The sequence below is a fragment of the Paenibacillus naphthalenovorans genome, assembly GCF_900099895.1.
Lineage (GTDB): Bacteria > Bacillota > Bacilli > Paenibacillales > NBRC-103111 > Paenibacillus_G > Paenibacillus_G naphthalenovorans.
This window is the reverse complement of sequence record NZ_FNDY01000031.1, coordinates 22,535-39,330: the sequence shown is the minus strand read 5'-3', so window position 1 is coordinate 39,330 and position 16,796 is coordinate 22,535. Positions and strand designations below refer to the sequence as shown.

15 protein-coding genes are annotated in these 16,796 nt (G+C 51.0%); 1 reads left to right on the top strand and 14 read right to left on the bottom strand.

All coding sequences use genetic code 11. The features are described from left to right. Positions 1-216 precede the first annotated feature (216 nt). The 6 genes from BLT35_RS21270 to leuC form a co-directional block, all read right to left on the bottom strand. Positions 217-897, bottom strand: a complete 681-nt coding sequence (locus BLT35_RS21270) for a DnaD domain-containing protein (RefSeq protein WP_062407733.1) — start codon at positions 895-897, stop codon at positions 217-219. 21 nt (positions 898-918) lie between these two features. Continuing rightward, entirely contained in the window at positions 919-2,217 is a 1,299-nt protein-coding gene (asnS, locus tag BLT35_RS21265; protein WP_062407731.1) for an asparagine--tRNA ligase, read from the bottom strand. Positions 2,218-2,290: 73 nt separating this feature from the next. Further along, positions 2,291-3,505 carry an acetate/propionate family kinase gene (locus tag BLT35_RS21260; RefSeq protein ID WP_062407730.1) on the bottom strand — a complete coding sequence of 405 codons (1,215 nt, stop codon included), beginning with the start codon at positions 3,503-3,505 and terminating at the stop codon, positions 2,291-2,293. Further along, complete coding sequence (locus BLT35_RS21255) at positions 3,502-4,374, bottom strand: 3-hydroxyacyl-CoA dehydrogenase family protein (protein WP_054818096.1); 873 nt, start codon at positions 4,372-4,374, stop codon at positions 3,502-3,504. The genes BLT35_RS21260 and BLT35_RS21255 overlap by 4 nt, the downstream gene beginning before the upstream one ends. Before the next feature lie 390 nt (positions 4,375-4,764). Continuing rightward, positions 4,765-5,358, bottom strand: coding sequence for a 3-isopropylmalate dehydratase small subunit (leuD, locus tag BLT35_RS21250; RefSeq protein ID WP_062407728.1), 594 nt, complete (start codon positions 5,356-5,358; stop codon positions 4,765-4,767). 32 nt (positions 5,359-5,390) lie between these two features. After that, the gene (gene leuC / locus BLT35_RS21245) at positions 5,391-6,809 is read right to left on the bottom strand and encodes a 3-isopropylmalate dehydratase large subunit (RefSeq protein ID WP_062407726.1); all 1,419 of its coding nucleotides are present in this window, start codon (positions 6,807-6,809) and stop codon (positions 5,391-5,393) included. A 132-nt stretch (positions 6,810-6,941) separates the two neighbouring features. Between leuC and BLT35_RS21240 the strand changes: the two genes are divergently transcribed. Further along, the gene (locus BLT35_RS21240; RefSeq protein ID WP_062407725.1) at positions 6,942-7,874 is read left to right on the top strand and encodes a LysR family transcriptional regulator; all 933 of its coding nucleotides are present in this window, start codon (positions 6,942-6,944) and stop codon (positions 7,872-7,874) included. 100 nt (positions 7,875-7,974) lie between these two features. On the opposite strand, the gene BLT35_RS21235 is transcribed toward BLT35_RS21240, so the two are convergent. The 8 genes from BLT35_RS21235 to BLT35_RS21200 form a co-directional block, all read right to left on the bottom strand. Beyond that, positions 7,975-9,330: an MFS transporter gene (locus tag BLT35_RS21235; protein WP_062407723.1), complete on the bottom strand. Its 1,356-nt coding sequence runs from the start codon at positions 9,328-9,330 to the stop codon at positions 7,975-7,977. A gap of 113 nt (positions 9,331-9,443) precedes the next feature. Then, positions 9,444-9,815 carry a Rieske (2Fe-2S) protein gene (locus BLT35_RS21230; RefSeq protein WP_054818095.1) on the bottom strand — a complete coding sequence of 124 codons (372 nt, stop codon included), beginning with the start codon at positions 9,813-9,815 and terminating at the stop codon, positions 9,444-9,446. Beyond that, the gene (locus tag BLT35_RS21225) at positions 9,815-10,945 is read right to left on the bottom strand and encodes an amidohydrolase family protein (protein ID WP_062407721.1); all 1,131 of its coding nucleotides are present in this window, start codon (positions 10,943-10,945) and stop codon (positions 9,815-9,817) included. Before BLT35_RS21225 ends, BLT35_RS21230 begins: the two co-directional genes overlap by 1 nt. 73 nt (positions 10,946-11,018) lie before the next feature. Further along, complete coding sequence (locus tag BLT35_RS21220) at positions 11,019-11,369, bottom strand: Rieske (2Fe-2S) protein (RefSeq protein WP_054818094.1); 351 nt, start codon at positions 11,367-11,369, stop codon at positions 11,019-11,021. Further along, a complete protein-coding gene (locus BLT35_RS21215; protein WP_062407719.1) occupies positions 11,366-12,487 on the bottom strand; it encodes an amidohydrolase family protein in 1,122 nt (373 codons plus the stop codon). The genes BLT35_RS21220 and BLT35_RS21215 overlap by 4 nt, the downstream gene beginning before the upstream one ends. Positions 12,488-12,548: 61 nt before the next feature. Then, positions 12,549-13,991, bottom strand: a complete 1,443-nt coding sequence (locus tag BLT35_RS21210) for an aldehyde dehydrogenase family protein (RefSeq protein ID WP_062407717.1) — start codon at positions 13,989-13,991, stop codon at positions 12,549-12,551. A gap of 25 nt (positions 13,992-14,016) precedes the next feature. Beyond that, positions 14,017-15,183, bottom strand: a complete 1,167-nt coding sequence (locus BLT35_RS21205) for an iron-containing alcohol dehydrogenase (protein ID WP_160327345.1) — start codon at positions 15,181-15,183, stop codon at positions 14,017-14,019. Positions 15,184-15,254: 71 nt separating this feature from the next. Then, positions 15,255-16,559 carry an MFS transporter gene (locus BLT35_RS21200; RefSeq protein ID WP_171005930.1) on the bottom strand — a complete coding sequence of 435 codons (1,305 nt, stop codon included), beginning with the start codon at positions 16,557-16,559 and terminating at the stop codon, positions 15,255-15,257. Positions 16,560-16,796: the final 237 nt, after the last annotated feature.

Genomic DNA, 16,796 nt, shown 5'->3' with positions numbered 1-16,796 from the left:
AGACGTAGATGTTCAAAGAAAGGTTACAAAAAGATCATTATTTTTTAAAATTTTTTTCCATAATACGACCTCTTCCTCCGATTCCTCTTTAGAAATAGGTGATCTTCATCCCTCCGCTGCAATACAAAAAAAAATCCCTCAAAGAGGAGGACACTCTTGGTCCTTCCCTTTGAGGGATTTCATGAACAGCCCGGGACAACCCCTGCTGTCTCTTGGTTAACGTGCACGGAATTTCTGGGAATGCTCCTTCGCCTGTTCTACGGTTTTGATCCGGTTTCGCTGCCATTCCAGAAGAATCCGGTCGATATAACGAAAATGCACCTTTCCTGCGAATACCGCTTCCTTCAGCCCGGCAAGAATAAGCTCCTCGGGATATCCGTCTTTATCCATCCAACCCGAGATCGACTCCAGCTCCATCGGGGTAAGCGGACGCCCGAACTCTTTTTCGAAGATGGTAAAGATATCCTTTTTTCCGGATGCGTCTGCACCCGCTTGCCTGCGCAAGGCCGCGCGTTCCTCCAGCAGCTCTTCCAGGCGGCACTCCGCCAGCCGCTCCATCAGCGGCTGCCAATTATATTTCTCGCTGTGAACCGCAGATAACGGATCCGTCTCCTCGTCAATCCTCAGCAGCCCTTCCTTCAGCAGCTTTTGCAGGACGGCAATGACCTTCTCCTGCGGGATCGACATGCGCGACTGGATCTCCTCGAACGTCGGAAAATCCTTGTTTTCCTTTTGCTTGAAAGCCATAACGTGAAGAATCAGCATGACATCCTGCTCCTGCAGCCGAAGCTGCGTGTAATACCGGAGCAGCCAATAAGGAACATTCACGTTCCCCTCCTGCCAGCCCGCGAGCAGCACGGACGGCAGCTCCTTCGTATCTTGTTCGCTCCTTCTCATGCAAGCCCTTCCTTTCGGATATTACGGGTATAAACGGTACAGCAGCCGCGGGAACGGAATCGTCTCGCGAACGTGGTCGAGACCGCATATCCAGGCCACTGTGCGCTCCAGCCCCAGACCGAAGCCGGAATGCGGCACCGATCCGTACTTGCGCAGGTCGAGATACCACTGATACGCTTCCTTCGACAGCTCGTGCTGCTGAAACCTTTGCTCCAGCAGCTCCGGATCGTCGATCCGCTGGCTGCCGCCGATAATTTCCCCATATCCTTCCGGCGCGATCAAATCTGCGCACAGCACCACTTCAGGCCGTGCAGGATCCGGCTTCATGTAGAACGCCTTAATGTCCGTCGGATAATGAGTAATAAACACCGGCTTATGATATTGTTGGGCTATCGCCGTTTCGTGGGGAGCGCCGAAGTCTTCCCCCCATTGGATTTCATGGCCGTTCTCCTGCAGAAATTTAACCGCCTCGTCGTATGTAATGCGCGGAAAAGGAGCCTCGATGCCCTCCAGCCTGGATACGTCCCTCCCCAGCACCTCAAGCTCCCTGCGGCAGTGCTCCAGCACCGACTTCACAATGTAGGCGACAAATTGCTCCTGTATTTCAAGGTTTTCCTCATGCGTGAAGAAGGCCATCTCCGGCTCGATCATCCAGAACTCGATCAAATGACGGCGCGTCTTGGACTTCTCCGCCCTAAACGTTGGCCCGAACGAATAAACCCTGCCGAGCGCCATGGCCGCAGCCTCCATGTAGAGCTGGCCGCTCTGGGTCAGGAATGCATCCTCATCGAAATATTTGGTATGGAACAAGCTCGTCGTCCCTTCCGCCGAAGAAGGCGTCAGGATCGGCGGGTCGACCAGATGAAAGCCCCGCTCATCGAAAAACTGCTGCACCGCCCGGATGATTTGCGCCCGAATCACCAGAATCGCGCGCTGCCGCGGAGAACGGATCCACAGGTGGCGGTGATCCATCAGAAAATCGACCCCGTGCTCCTTGGGTGTAATCGGATAATCGCTTGTGAGCTGAATGATCTCCACTCCCGTAACCGTCAGCTCGTAGCCGCCCTTGCTGCGGGCATCTTCACGCACTACGCCCGTGATGTACAAGGAGCTCTCCTGCGCAAGCTTGCCCGTATCCTCCCATACCTGCTCATCCACTTCGTTTTTTACAACCACGCCTTGAATAAAACCGGAACCGTCGCGCAGCTGCAAAAAACGGATTTTCCCACTGGATCGGCTATTGTGCAGCCAGCATCCGATCGTAACGGTTTCGTTCACATGCTGATCCACGTCCCGGATCATACATAAATTGCGGCTCATGAAACCATCCTCCCCCGTATTTCGTTATGTAGCATTTATCAATGAACAGACGTTCGGTATTCGCCTTATCTCATTATTCTACATCATTGCGGTGTAAAATCAAACGGTATGTATCCCTGGCGATGACGAGTTCTTCATTGGTGGGAATGACCAGCGCCTTTACCTTGGACTCCGGCGCCGTGATTTCCCGTTCCCCGGACTCCTTGCGTTCGTTCGCTTGCTCATCCAGCTCGATCCCGAGGAAACTCAAATTCCGGCAAACCGCAGCCCGGAGCATCGCAGAATTCTCTCCCACACCAGCAGTAAACACAACGGCATCCAACCCATTCATTGCGGCGGCATAAGCGCCGATATATTTGCGCAGCCGGTATTCGTACATTTCGAACGCCAGCGACGCATTGCGGTCTCCCGTTTTTATCGCCTGCTCGATCTCCCTCATGTCGCTTCCGATGCCCGAGATCGCCATGAGCCCGCTGTGCCGGTTCAACATCGAACTCACTTCCGCCAGCGTCAGATCTTCTTTGCTCATCGTAACCGGCACGATCGCCGGATCGATGTCACCGCTGCGGGTACCCATCATCAGACCCTCCAGCGGCGTCATCCCCATGCTCGTATCCATCGAGCGGCCGCCCAAGATGGCTGCGCAGCTGGCGCCGTTGCCGATATGACAGGTAACGAGCTTCAATTCCTTAAGCGGACGGCCCAGAAAAGCCGCGGCCCGTTCGCTCACATAGGCGTGGGACATGCCGTGAAAGCCGTAACGGCGGATTTTGTGTTTTTTATAGAGCACCATCGGAATCGGGTACAAATAAGAGGTCGGCGGCATCGTCTGATGAAACGCCGTATCGAAGACAACGGCCTGCGGGATATCGGGCATATTCGCTTCCACGGCCTGGATCCCCAGTATATGCGCCGGGTTATGCAGCGGAGCCAAGTCGAACAGGCGTTTGATTTCGCGTTTGACTTCCTCGTCCACCAAAACGGAGCCGGAAAACGACTCCCCCCCATGCACAACCCTGTGCCCGACCGCTTCAATTTGATCCACGGACTGGAGGATGCCATGAACCGGATGAACAAGAATATCCATCACTTTGCGAAAGGCTGTCGTATGCTCCAATATTTCCCGTACTTCCCGGATTTCCTGTTTTCCTGCAGGTTCAAAGTGTAAAATCGCCGATTCCATCCCTATGCGTTCCACTTTGCCCTTAGCGAGCACGGTTTCATCCTTCATTTGATATAATTGAAACTTCAGCGACGAGCTGCCTGCATTAACGACTAGAATGATCATAGCCGGTCACCGTCCTTATCGTAGCGGAAAAAACCTTGTCCCGTTTTCGTTCCGAGCTGCCCGGCCCGCACCATTTGCTTCAGCAGTACAGACGGCCGGTATTTCACATCCCCGAATTCCCGAAACATGCGTTCCATAGAGGCAAGCACCGAATCCAGACCGAACCGGTCGGCCATCTCCAGCGGACCGTAATGGAAATCATATCCGATCCGCATAGCCGTATCAATATCCTCTGCAGAGGCCACCCGCTCGGAAAGCACATGCATCGCCTCGTTGATCAGCACGCAGAATAGCCTCGTCGTCACAAAGCCCGGAGATTCGTATACTTGAATCCCGCGTTTTTGAATCGTCTCTTCCACAAACTGCTTCGTGCGGACGAAGGTGTCATCACTCGTTTTCAGCGCTCTTATAATTTCCACCAGCTGGATTTTCGATGCCGGATATAGAAAATGAAGGCCGATCACCCGCTCGGGTGCTTTGGTTTCCGCCGCCAGCTCCGTCAGACTTAACGTAGACGTGTTGCTGGCCAGAATGATGTTTGGAGGACACACATCGTCAAGCTGCCGGAAAAGCTGCTTCTTGAGCTCCAAATCCTCATTGATCGACTCGATGACCAAATCGCACTCCATCATTCGGTGCACATACGTTTCTTTTTGTATCTTCGATAATATCATCTTCTTTTCCGCGGCGGTGATCGCCCATTTTTCCAGCTGCTTATCCAAACTCATTTCGATTTGCTCCATCGCTTGCAGCAGCTTTTCCGGCGTGCGGTCGATCAGCACCACATCAAGCCCTTTGCCGGCGAGCATTTCGGCAATGCCCTGCCCCATCGTGCCCGCGCCGACGATCCCGATTTTGTTGAAAATCATGGCCCTCACCCCTTTATGTATACTACAAATGCTATTATATACATTGGATGATGGAAATAAAAAACATGCTCTTGCTATTGTTGATTCTTGACCAATAGAAAACCGCCTACGGATAAGGCGGCTCATCATCTATCGTGCCCAATCAACACGATCGCGTATTTGTCATCGCATTTTTCTTTGATAAAACTCTTGACCAAAGAAAAATGGCATTACCTATCAATAAGATTGTAAATTCCCACCCTGTTTTACCTTTAGTAAAAAATCTTCATTCGTTTCCTGTTCTCCCTAATGTTATTCTTCAATAAGAAATCATTCGGCAAACAACAAAATGGACAGCAAAAAAGCTGCTGAGCATATTCTCTCAACAGCTTTTTCATTTGCAAAAATGGCTTATAAGGCTTGGTGAGCCGCTTCATAGGCTGCAATCTTGTCTTCATGCTGCAGCGTCAGGCCGATATCATCGAGCCCCTGCAGCAGGAATTGGCGGCGATGCTCATCCAGATCGAAGCTGATGGAGAGACCTTGGCCGTCCTTAATCGTTTTGTTCTCCAGATCAACGCTCAATTTGTAGCCTTCATTCGCTGCCGTACGCTGGAACAGTTCCTCGACCTGCTCTTCGCTCAGCTTGATCGGCAGAATGCCGTTCTTAAAGCAGTTATTGTAGAAAATGTCGGCAAACGACGGTGCGATGATGACTTTAAAACCATAGTCCTGAATCGCCCATGGCGCATGCTCACGGGAAGAGCCGCAGCCGAAGTTGGCGCGGGAAAGCAGTATCGAAGCGCCCTGATAGCGGGGCAGGTTCAGACTGAATTCCGGAATGACGGCGCCCTGCTCGTCAAAGCGCCACTCATAGAATAAAAATTGACCGAAGCCGGAGCGCTCGATACGCTTCAGAAATTGCTTGGGAATAATAGCGTCGGTATCCACATTCACGCGGTCCACCGGACCGACCAGGCCTGTATGCTGTTTAAAAGCTTCCATGTCGTTAACTCCTCACATGAGAATGATTGATTTTAAGCTTCTTGCTTCACTTTAAATTTCCAATCGCGCACATCCGTGAAATGTCCTTTGATTGCAGCCGCTGCCGCCATTGCCGGAGATACGAGGTGCGTACGTCCGCCGCGGCCTTGACGGCCTTCGAAGTTCCGGTTGGAGGTCGATGCGCAGCGCTGACCCGGTTGAAGCACGTCAGGGTTCATCGCCAGACACATGCTGCAGCCCGCATCACGCCACTCAAAACCGGCTTCGGTAAAGATTTTGTCGAGTCCTTCTTTTTCCGCCTGTGCTTTCACGCGGCCTGAACCCGGCACTACGATGGCGGTAACGTTCGGAGCCACCTTGTAGCCCTGAGCCACTTCCGCAGCCGCACGCAGGTCCTCGATCCGGCCGTTCGTACAGGAGCCGATAAACACATAATCGATAGCGATCTCCGTCATCGGTGTTCCCGGTGTGAGCGCCATGTATTCCAGCGCTTTCTCGGCGGCTTTACGCTCATTTTCCGTTGGAAAATCAGCAGGGTTCGGCACGCTGGCCGTAATATCCGTACCCATGCCCGGGCTTGTACCCCAGGTGACTTGAGGAATCAGGCTGTCCGCGTCGAATTCCACTACGCGATCGTAAACAGCTCCCTCGTCCGTAACCAGCTGCTTCCACCGGGCAACCGCTTGATCGAACGCTTCGCCTTTCGGTACATAGTCGCGGCCGCGCAGGTATTCGAACGTCGTTTCGTCCGGAGCGATCAAACCGGCTCTTGCTCCGGCTTCGATGGACATGTTGCAGACCGTCATACGTTCTTCCATGGACAAGCCGCGGATCGCTTCGCCCGTGTACTCAATGACATAGCCGGTAGCGAAGTCCGTGCCGTATTTGGCGATAACGCCGAGAATCAAGTCCTTCGCCGTGACGCCCGGTCTCAGCTTGCCGTTGATGCGCACTTCCAGCGTCTTGGGTTTTGCCTGCTGCAAGCATTGCGTTGCGAGCACGTGCTCCACTTCGCTGGTTCCGATTCCGAATGCCAGCGCGCCGAACGCACCGTGCGTGGACGTATGGCTGTCGCCGCACACGATCGTTTTGCCCGGATGCGTCAGTCCCACTTCAGGACCCATAACGTGTACAACGCCTTGATCGATGTGGTTCAGGTCAAACAGCTTCACGCCGAAATCAGCACAGTTCTTGGCAAGCGTGTCGATCTGCTGCTTGGAGATCGGATCGGTAATGTTGAAACGGTCTTTCGTCGGGACGTTGTGATCCATTGTCGCGAACGTCAGATCCGGACGGCGCACTTTGCGGCCGGCCATGCGAAGACCTTCGAACGCTTGCGGGGAAGTCACTTCGTGAACCAAATGAAGATCGATGTAAATAATGCTTGGTTTGCCCGGTTCCGAATGAATGACATGGTTATCCCAAATTTTTTCGATAATTGTTTTTGCCATCGGTTCCACCTCAATATAATATGATGCATCCTATGCGTAATATCGTACCATTTCCATCTTCATTGATCCAAGATATAATATCTATAAGATTGATAGTTTTTGATTATAAGCAATCGTAAAGGAGCGGTGATGATGGAGCTTCGACAACTGCAATACGCACTGCAAATCGCCATAGACAAAAACTTTTCCAGGGCCGCCGAAAAGCTGCATATCGCCCAGCCCTCGCTCAGCCAACAGCTGTCCAAACTGGAGAAAGAAATCGGCGTCCTTTTGTTTCAGAGAACCACGAACTCCGTGGAAGCCACTTATGCCGGAACCCTGTTTGTCGAGAAGGCGCAAAAAATACTCGACATGGTCGAGCAGCTCAAAAAAGAGATGGAGGACATCTCCCAAATGCGCAAAGGCAGGCTGGTCGTCGGCAGCCTGCCCATTACGGGCGCCCATGTGCTGCCCTTGGTGCTGCCGGCGTTCCAGGCGCGCTATCCGGAGATCGATATCGTCCTTGTGGAGGAGACGACGACCAATCTGGAGCAGCTGACCGCAAGCGGGCAGGCCGATATTAGCCTCCTGTCGCTGCCGCTTATCGATGAAACGCTCGACTATGAAGCCGTGATCGAAGAGGAAATTGTGCTGACCGTTCCGAAGACGCATCCGTTAGCCCAATACAGCGCCGATGGACAGGCCAAAGCGGTTGATATCGCCGAACTGAGGAACGAACCTTTCATTACGCTGAAAAAAGGACAGGGCTTCCGCCAAATTACGCTCGATTTGTGTCAGCAGGCCGGATTTACTCCCAACATCGTGTTCGAGAGCAGCAATATCGAAACCGTTCAATCCCTTGCAGCCGCAGGGATGGGTATTGCTTTCGTGCCGCTTATGGTGTCCCGGGGACGACATAGCGAGTTCGCGCCGGCTTACCTGCCGCTGACGATCCGGCCCACGCGGACTCTGGTGATCGCTTACCGCAAAGGCAGATATTTATCGAAAGCCGTCACTGCTTTCATGGAGACGTTCCGCGATGTCATGAACAAGGAGAATGCAAACAACCGGTCAGATCAGACCTGACCGGTTGAACCTTTTTCCTATGCAGCCCCGTATGATCCTTGCAGTTCGGCGCGGTGATGATGAGTACCGACAGGTTAACCTGTCGCCTGCAGCAAGTCCGCTAACTCTTCTGCACTTCACCCTGCGCGATCAGAATAAACTCTTGTTCTGTACTTTCAATTTCGTTGCTCTCAAAAGCAAGATCTTTCGTTTCTCGCGTGTTGAATATCGCAAAAAGAGACAGTAATCCGATCACCATCATGTAGACCGCAACGGGCACCCAGGAATTGTTAAAACCGTTCATCAGCGCCGTAGCAATCAGAGGAGCGGTGCCTCCAGCCAATGCAGCCCCTAATTGATAGCCGACGGTTACGCCCGTGTACCGAACGTTCGTACTGAAAATTTCGGAAAAAAGCGTCCCCAGCACAGCCGTAACCGGAGCCCACAAGATGCCTAATCCGATGATGGTCGCAATCGTTAACCACAGCGTCGAGCCCAGCGAAAGAATATAGAAATATGGGAACGCATACAAAACAATGGCAACGATTCCCCAGATGAACAAGGGTTTTCGTCCCACTTTATCGGAAAAAGCCCCCATAAAAGGAATCGCGATGGTTGTAATTAACGTTCCGATGGTCACTGCATTCAGCACCGGTGTAGCTGTGAATCCCAGATGCCCCGTGGCGTAGGAAATAATGAACGTCGAGAAAATATAAAACGGAGCCGTTTCTCCGGCTTTGAGACCCACGGCAATGAGCACGGATTTCCAATGGTAACGGAACGTGTCGACAATCGGAACCTTGGCTATGTTTCCGCTTTCTTTGGCTTCCTTAAACGCGGGTGTTTCATCGATCCCCTTCCGGATCCATAACCCGAGCAGAACGAGCACGGCGCTTAAAATAAACGGCACACGCCAGCCCCATGCCAAAAATTGGTTTTCAGGCAGGGCAGTCATCAGCGTAATCGATATTGTACCGAGAAGCAGGCCGATGGTAACCCCCATTTGCGGCACGCTTCCAAAGAAACCCCTTTTTCCTTTAGGCGCATACTCGACCGCGAGCAGCAAGGCGCCGCCCCATTCTCCTCCGATGCCAAGCCCCTGTATAAGCCTTAAGGTAATAAGCAAAATCGGAGCCCATACGCCAATCGTTTCATACGAAGGAAGCAAACCGATTAAAACCGTGGCGCCTCCCATCAATCCTAATGTGAGAACAAGCGTTTTTTTTCGTCCGATTTTATCCCCTATATGGCTGAAGATGACGCCGCCCAGCGGGCGAATAAAGAACGGAAGGGCAAACGAGGTGTAAGCGAGCATCAAACCCACGACAGGATCGATCGTAGGGAAAAATATTTTATTGAATACAAGTGCTGCAAGCGTTCCATAGAGAAAATAATCGTACCACTCGATCGAGCTTCCGATCAAACTCGCCACAAGTGCCTTGGTCGATGTTTTTTTTGATTCTTGCTTTTGCTGCATGAATATTTCCCCCATTTAGACTACCCATGATCCCGATCGATCACGGGCAGTCTATGATTTAAATTCACTTCGCGCATTTAGTCAAAGTCGAGCCGGCTTTATGGTCATCGCTGTTACAGATGGATGTATACCTCATTGTCTTCAATGGATACATCGTAGCGCTCGACGGTTACTTCATAGCTCTTCGTTCTCATCTTAGGATCCACGATCATGCAGCCCGTTTTAATGTCGAATTCCCATTGGTGCCATGGGCATCTTACAATCTCGCCGTCACGTTCGTATTCAAAGTGGCCAGGACCCGTAGAGGTAATATATGCTGCCGTAAGGCCGGCGCAAAGAGCCGCTCCCTGATGCGGGCAAGTGTTGCGGATGGCATAAAATTGCCCCGCGATGTTATAAACACCGATGCTTCGGCCATTCGCTTCAACGATCTTTTTCTTTCCTTCAGGAATTTCCGATGCCTTGCCAACCAGAAAAACAGACATCACTTTGCACCTTCCTTTCGAGCTCCTCTTGCCGGCAGACCATATAGATCAGCTGCATTCTGATAAAAAATTTTCTCCCATAATGAATCTTCCAACTTGGGAAACGCTCTCACAGGCGAGTCAAAATCCCAGTGCGGGTAATCCGTGCAGAACATTAAGACCTCGTCGGCATAAACGGCGTTCATCATTTGGGTAAACGTCTCCGGATTCGGCGTCGGCTCAAGCGGCTGCGAGGACACTCGCACATTGCTGCGGAAATATTCGCTCGGTTTTTTCTTCACCCATGGCGTTTGGAAGCGCAGCGCTTTCCAATCCTCGTCCAGCTTCCATAAATACGGCGCAAGCCAAAACACGCCTGCCTCCTGAAGAACGACCTTTAAGGTCGGAAATTTTTCGAAAACGCCTTCATAGATAAAGCTCGCCAGGTGCGCCGCCATCACCATCGGTCTGCTGGCCCGATACTCGGGGTAATAGCTGACGTAACCGGCGCCGGTATTCGGCCCGTTAATGCCGACCCCTTCCATCAGGACATGAATCGTAAAAGGAAGATTATGCTCGACGCAGGCTTCGTAAATCGGATGGTAGTATCTGTGCCCGTACGGTTTTTCAGCCCCGCTGGACACAATGACTTGAACCATATCCGGATGAGAACCGACACGGCGAATTTCTTTTGCGGACTGCAGCGGATCCTGCTTAGGAATAAATACGGACCCTTTCAGCCTGCTGTCCTTTGCAAGCCAATGCTCCAATGTGTATTCATTAATCGCGGTGCTGATCGCAGCGGCGTAATCGAGATCGGGCGAAGCCTGACACGAGTAATCGCTGCCGGTTAATATCCCATACTCGATTTGATACGGATCCAACAGCTGTTCTCTCATGAAATTCAGGTCGCTTCCGGGAAAGCCTCCGCCAGGAGGAACAGAGTCGGCCATCTGGCCCACTTTAATTCCCCCGTTCAGATATAAAGAGCCCGGGAGCCGCCACCCCCACAAATCGATTTGATCACGGTAAGCCCGGGGCAAATACTGCTTGATCACATCAAGTGGGGTATAATTATGAATGTCGACATCAATAATGCTGCGCTTCATTTTGATTTTAGGCTCTGCAGGTTTCACTTCATTTACTGCCATAATGATCTCACTCCTTAGGTTAATCTGGCCGGCCCAAATTTATTGGTCCGGCCCAAGTTATTTGTCCGGCAATTTAAACGTGCACCACAATTCTGTCCTCTTCAACGGAAACATCGTATACCTTTACCCTGTACCTGTCCGGATCGACGAGCGACGCTCCTGTCTTTACATTGAATTCCCATCCATGCCAAGGACAAACCAGAATTTCTCCTTCCATACCGTAAATGTATTCATGCGGTTTGGAAGTCAACGTGGTTCCCGAAAAATGGCCTTTGCACAGCTCCGCCTGTTCATGCGGGCACACATTGCGAATGGCATGATAACGCTCGCCATCGTAATAAATCCCGATGCTTCGCCCTTCAATGCTGATGATCTTGCATGTTCCGACTGCGATCTCTCCGACTTCCGCTGCAACGTGCTTCATCCTGTCAGGCCACCTTCTTCCTCTACGGAATAGCTGTCCGTCAGCCCATACAGTTCGGCAGCGTTCTCAAAGGCTATACGGCGGCGCAGCTCCTCCGGCAGTTTTTGGAGGACGAAGGTTGGAGTGTCATTGTCCCAATGTGGGTAATCGGTTGCAAACATGACGGTTTTCTCCGCCCGCATCATGCTGAGCATTTGAATGAGCTCCTGATTGCTCGGCTCCTCGATAGGCTGTGTTGTAAAGCGGCAATGTTCAATGATATATTCGCTTGGTTTCTTTTTCAGCCACGGAACTTCGCTGCGCATGGCCCTGAAATTTTTGTCCATTCTCCACATCAGATGTGGCACCCATGCCAAGCCTCCCTCAATGAAGGCGATTTTCAGGGTTGGGAAGGTTTCAAATACACCCTCGCAAACAATACTGTTGATCTGCGACATATGATGGATCGCCAAAATATTATGGCGTTCAAAATTCGTTGTCGGATAACCCGCTGCCGAAATGGGAGGATTGATCCCGTCTCCTTCGCCGCCGCCGTGGAACGCAACGACCAGATTGTTGCGCACAGCCGCTTCATATATTGGATAATAACGGCGCTGCCCGTAAGGTTCTCTTGACGAGACGGCCATAATCACTTGAACGACTTTCGGATGCGAACCGAGACGGTCGATTTCCTTTGCCGCCAGGAGCGGATCCTGGGTAGCTACAAGGATCGAGGCCAGCCAACGATCGTCCGTCGGAATCCATGTGTCGAGCGTATAGTCATTGAATGCCGAGGCCACAGCCGCCGCGTAATCCGGGTTATTGTGAGCGGAGATCGTAAGCAGGCTGCCCGTAAGAATCGCTTTGCTGATATTGTAGCGGTCAAGCGCATCGGATATGGCATATTCCGGGTCTGAACCGGCAGGCAATCCGTTGCCCGGCGACGCATCCCTGCGGGACAATGGAATGGGTTTAAAAATTGTTATGGGCAGCGAAGCCTCGGGAGCGCTCAACCGGGGCCACCATACCCTGGGAAGATAAGGCTTTAAGTCGTCATAACTTTTTAAGGTTTGGTGAAAATCGCAATCAATAATCCCATGCTTTAACGACTTTTTTGATTTTGCATTGGCGGTAATCATGCGGTTCATCCTTCCTTATTCATTAAGTTTTAATAAACAATGAAATGATTTCGGGGACGTATTACAACCGGTCCTTATAAACGGTCTTCACCTGCGTATAGAATTCAATCGCCGTCTTGCCCTGTTCCCGCGAACCTGTGCTTGAATTCTTGCAGCCGCCGAACGGAACCTGCGGCTCCGCGCCCGCCGTTTCCGAATTGACATGCACAATCCCCGCTTCGATGTCTTCGACAAATCGCTCCGCCAGCGTCAGGTTGTTGGTGCAGATCGCCGCACTCAAGCCAAATTCCGTATCGTTGGCGAGCTCGATCGCTTCATCGTAATTTTTCGCCTTAAACAGCGCGATCACTGGACCGAATATTTCTTCGCGCGCAATTCGCGCATCTCTCGATACATTTTCGAATACGGTCGGCAGCACATAAAATCCGTTTGCAAGCGACGGGTCCGTTGGCCGTTCGCCTCCGCAGAGCAATGTCGCTTCCGCCTTCCCCGCTTCGATCAGCTCCAATACGCCGTCAAGCTGCGATTGGGATACGGCAGGGCCGATGAAGGTGTCCGCATCCAACGGATTGCCCACTTTCAACTGCTTCGTACGTTCGACCAGCCGGTCGCGGAAGACTTCATATATGCCTTCCTCCACAATAACGCGGCTTGTTGCCGTACATTTTTGTCCGGTGGATCTAAATGCCCCGCTAATCGCGATGTCCACCGCTTTCTCCAAGTCGGCATCGGCCAGCACCACAAGCGGATTTTTGCCCCCCATCTCCAATTGGACCTTCTTGCCCGAAGCTACGGCTTGATTCTGAATCTGATGGCCGACCTGGTTGGAGCCTGTAAACGAAATCGCTTTGATATGCGGATTCTCAACCAAAGCCGTACCAATGACGGATCCTCTGCCAAATACGCAATTGACGACGCCTGCGGGCAGTCCCGCTTCATCAAGTGCACTGATGATATGGTAAACGCATTTCGGAGTAATGTCCGCCGGTTTAATCACCACGGTATTCCCGTAAATGAGGGCCGGCGCCATCTTCCACATCGGAATCGCAATCGGAAAATTCCAAGGGGTTATCAATCCGACAGGGCCTACCGGAACACGTGTCGTATACAAGAAGGTTTCCGCATTAACGGAAGGGATCACTTCACCGATCGGCTGCCGGGCTTCCGCCGCATAATATTCCAGAATACTGATCGCACGCCGTGTCTCGCCAATGCCCTCTGCCAATGTTTTTCCTTCTTCCAGCGAGAGGTCACGGCCTACTTCCTCGACTTTTTCGTTCAAAATGGCTGCTGCTTTGATCAAATAGGATGCCCGCTGTTGAAATGAAAGCTTCTTCCATGAAGAAAATGCCTTCTTTGCCGCGGCCGCCGCCTCCTGCACATCTTCCGCCGAACTTGACGGGAATTCTCCCAAAACCTCCTGATTATGCGGACTCAAGTTCAATTTGTAATCTCCTGAAACCGGTTCTTTCCATTGCCCGTTAATGTAGTTTAAATAACGCATAGTTTCTCCTCCTCTAAATTATCTCTCACTCGATAAATCCCAGCGGGCTGTCCCCGGAAAACGATTTTTTATAGATTTGCTCTACATCGCTTATGCTTACCCTTCTTGGATTGATAGCGACATTTCCGCTTTTGAAGGTGTCCTCGATCATGCCGGGGATCAGTTCTTCATTCACTCCAAGTGCTTTAAACGATTTGGGAATGCCAAGCTGATGGTTTAATTTGATAACCTCCTTTACTCCCTCCACGGCGGCCGCCATTTCATTTTCCTGCGGCGAGATCCCCAAGGCGTTGGCCGCCAGCGCATACGCATGCGGATTGCCGACCAAATTAAAGGACATCACATAGGGCAGTAAAACGGCATTGGCTACACCATGCGGAATCCCCGCAAAACCGCTGACAGGGTGCGACATGGCGTGAACCAGGCCTAAACGCGATACGGTAAAGGCGATGCCTGCCAATGTGCTGGCATACAGCATCCGGCCAAGATCGGTAATGTTTCCGTTGGCCGCCGCAGGCCTCAAGGATTTGCCGATCAGACGGATCGCCTCCAAAGCGCAGGAATCCCCATACCAATTTTGAATGTTATTCGTTAAAGCTTCGATGGCGTGAGTTAATGCATCCATACCGGTAGAAGCAACCAGATGAGGAGGAAGACTAAGCAGCAAATTCGGATCTAATATAGCCACTTTCGGGATGATGTAGGATGATATAATGGGCTTCTTGAAATGATTCTCATCTGTGACTACCGTTACATTCGTTACTTCCGACCCCGTCCCGCATGTTGTCGGTACAGTAATCAACGGCGGAAGCTGATTTTTAATCTGGTCTATTCCCGTATAGCTCATGATGGGTTCCGAATTGGTAACCAGTACTCCGGCCGCTTTGGCGGTATCAATGGAGCTTCCGCCCCCCACAGCCAAAATGCCGTCGCATTGTTCAGAAAAATAAAATTCCTTTGCCTGCTCCACACACGCTATATTGGGATCGGGCAGTACCCTGTCGTATATCGCAAACTGTATATGGCTGTCGGCCAAGCTTTGAGTCATGTTCTCCAGCAAACCGGACTGAATGACTCCTTTATCCGTAACAATCATGACTCGTTTACACTTTAGTGAATCGAATTCACTACCTATACGCGTACTGCTGCCTATTCCAAATTCAATTCTGACCGGTAAAAAAACGGAAGACAAGATCATCCACTCCTTTTTGATTTCAATCCGATTATTTTTTATATATTTAGGTAAATCGAATCCGGTGGTACTTATAAATCCAAATTTTTCCCTTCGCGTATGGCAAAAAGCGAAATAAGAGAAATGATGCAGGCGGCGACAATGTATAAAGCTACCGGTACCCAGGAATCATTGAAAGCATTAAGCAGTGCAAGCGCAACCATCGGCGTTGTACCTCCGAACACTGCGGCACCCAACTGATTCCCGACAGAAATGCCCGTATAACGTATATTCGTGCTGAAAATCTCGGAGAACATCGTTCCCATCACAGCCTCCAGCGGGGCCCATATAATGCCGATCGCGATAATCGTCGCTACGGTCAACCATATGGCAGACTGCAGCGATAGCAAATAAAAATACGGGAAGGCAAACAGCAGCATCGCGATGGTTCCGCCAATGTAAAGCGGCTTTCTGCCGACTTTATCCGAAAGTTTCCCCATCAAAGGGATCATGAATATGGTTACCAGATTGGCAATGGCTACGGCATTAAGAACAGTAGACGTTTGATACCCCAGATACCCCGTAGCGTAAGCGATTACAAAAGTGGCAAAAATATAATAGGGCGAGGTTTCAACAAATTTGGCGCCGGCAGTAATGAACACGGATTTCCAGTGATACCGGAACGTATCCACCAGCGGCATCTTGGCGATATCGCCGCTCTCTTTTGCTTCCTGGAAAACCGGCGTCTCTTCGATGCCTTTACGAATCCAAAGACCTACAATAATCAATACAGCGCTAAGGATAAAAGGCAGCCTCCAGCCCCATGAGAGAAATTGTTCCTCCGGCAGATTGCTTAACAGCGAGATGGCAACAGTTCCCAGAAGCATTCCGACGGGTACGCCCAGCTGCGGGATACTCCCGAAGAACCCTCGGTTCTTTTTGGATGAATATTCTACGGCCAACAGTACGGAACCGCCCCACTCCCCGCCGATCCCAAGGCCCTGGCACAATCTCAAAAAGACGAGCAGGATAGGAGCCCAAATCCCGATAGCATTATAATCCGGCAATAAACCGATCAGTACGGTTGCTCCGCCCATCAGCATTAAAGTTAACATCAGCGTCTTTTTTCTACCGATTTTATCGCCGATATGACTAAATACAATACCTCCTAAGGGACGAATGAAAAACGAGAGCCCGAACGACATATAGGCCAGCAGTAAGCCTACTATGGGATCATCGCTGGGAAAATACAGTTTATTAAATACCAATGCAGCCATGGAACCGTAAAGAAAAAAATCAAACCACTCGATGGAGCTTCCAACCATACTTGCCAACAATGCTCTGTTTGCTTTTTTCTTATTTATCTCCGGTGGAGCTGCAATTTGAACTTGAGCCATTGTATCCCCCGCTTTAGCAAGTGATTTTTTCTATCAAAGTTCTATCCGCCTTTATAATATAACGCTTTCAGTAACTCGAAAAACAGGCATGCTGCACCGCTGAACACACGTTAAAAAAACATGCTGCCATTCAATTTTTTCCGTTGGTGTGATAAACTTAATGATGGAGGTGCATCTTTTCAAATGGGAGTTTGGTCGCTTGCCATTTATTATGAAAAGATCCCTCTTTTTTTGTCC

What these genes read in the sequence shown, in the direction of transcription:
- BLT35_RS21270 (WP_062407733.1), bottom strand. Translation starts at nt 897, where the DNA reads ATGAGAAGGAGCGAACAAGATACGAAGGAGCTGCCGTCCGTGCTGCTC.
- asnS (WP_062407731.1), bottom strand. Translation starts at nt 2,217, where the DNA reads ATGAGCCGCAATTTATGTATGATCCGGGACGTGGATCAGCATGTGAAC.
- BLT35_RS21260 (WP_062407730.1), bottom strand. Translation starts at nt 3,505, where the DNA reads ATGATCATTCTAGTCGTTAATGCAGGCAGCTCGTCGCTGAAGTTTCAA.
- BLT35_RS21255 (WP_054818096.1), bottom strand. Translation starts at nt 4,374, where the DNA reads ATGATTTTCAACAAAATCGGGATCGTCGGCGCGGGCACGATGGGGCAG.
- leuD (WP_062407728.1), bottom strand. Translation starts at nt 5,358, where the DNA reads ATGGAAGCTTTTAAACAGCATACAGGCCTGGTCGGTCCGGTGGACCGC.
- leuC (WP_062407726.1), bottom strand. Translation starts at nt 6,809, where the DNA reads ATGGCAAAAACAATTATCGAAAAAATTTGGGATAACCATGTCATTCAT.
- BLT35_RS21240 (WP_062407725.1), top strand. Translation starts at nt 6,942, where the DNA reads ATGGAGCTTCGACAACTGCAATACGCACTGCAAATCGCCATAGACAAA.
- BLT35_RS21235 (WP_062407723.1), bottom strand. Translation starts at nt 9,330, where the DNA reads ATGCAGCAAAAGCAAGAATCAAAAAAAACATCGACCAAGGCACTTGTG.
- BLT35_RS21230 (WP_054818095.1), bottom strand. Translation starts at nt 9,815, where the DNA reads ATGTCTGTTTTTCTGGTTGGCAAGGCATCGGAAATTCCTGAAGGAAAG.
- BLT35_RS21225 (WP_062407721.1), bottom strand. Translation starts at nt 10,945, where the DNA reads ATGGCAGTAAATGAAGTGAAACCTGCAGAGCCTAAAATCAAAATGAAG.
- BLT35_RS21220 (WP_054818094.1), bottom strand. Translation starts at nt 11,369, where the DNA reads ATGAAGCACGTTGCAGCGGAAGTCGGAGAGATCGCAGTCGGAACATGC.
- BLT35_RS21215 (WP_062407719.1), bottom strand. Translation starts at nt 12,487, where the DNA reads ATGATTACCGCCAATGCAAAATCAAAAAAGTCGTTAAAGCATGGGATT.
- BLT35_RS21210 (WP_062407717.1), bottom strand. Translation starts at nt 13,991, where the DNA reads ATGCGTTATTTAAACTACATTAACGGGCAATGGAAAGAACCGGTTTCA.
- BLT35_RS21200 (WP_171005930.1), bottom strand. Translation starts at nt 16,559, where the DNA reads ATGGCTCAAGTTCAAATTGCAGCTCCACCGGAGATAAATAAGAAAAAA.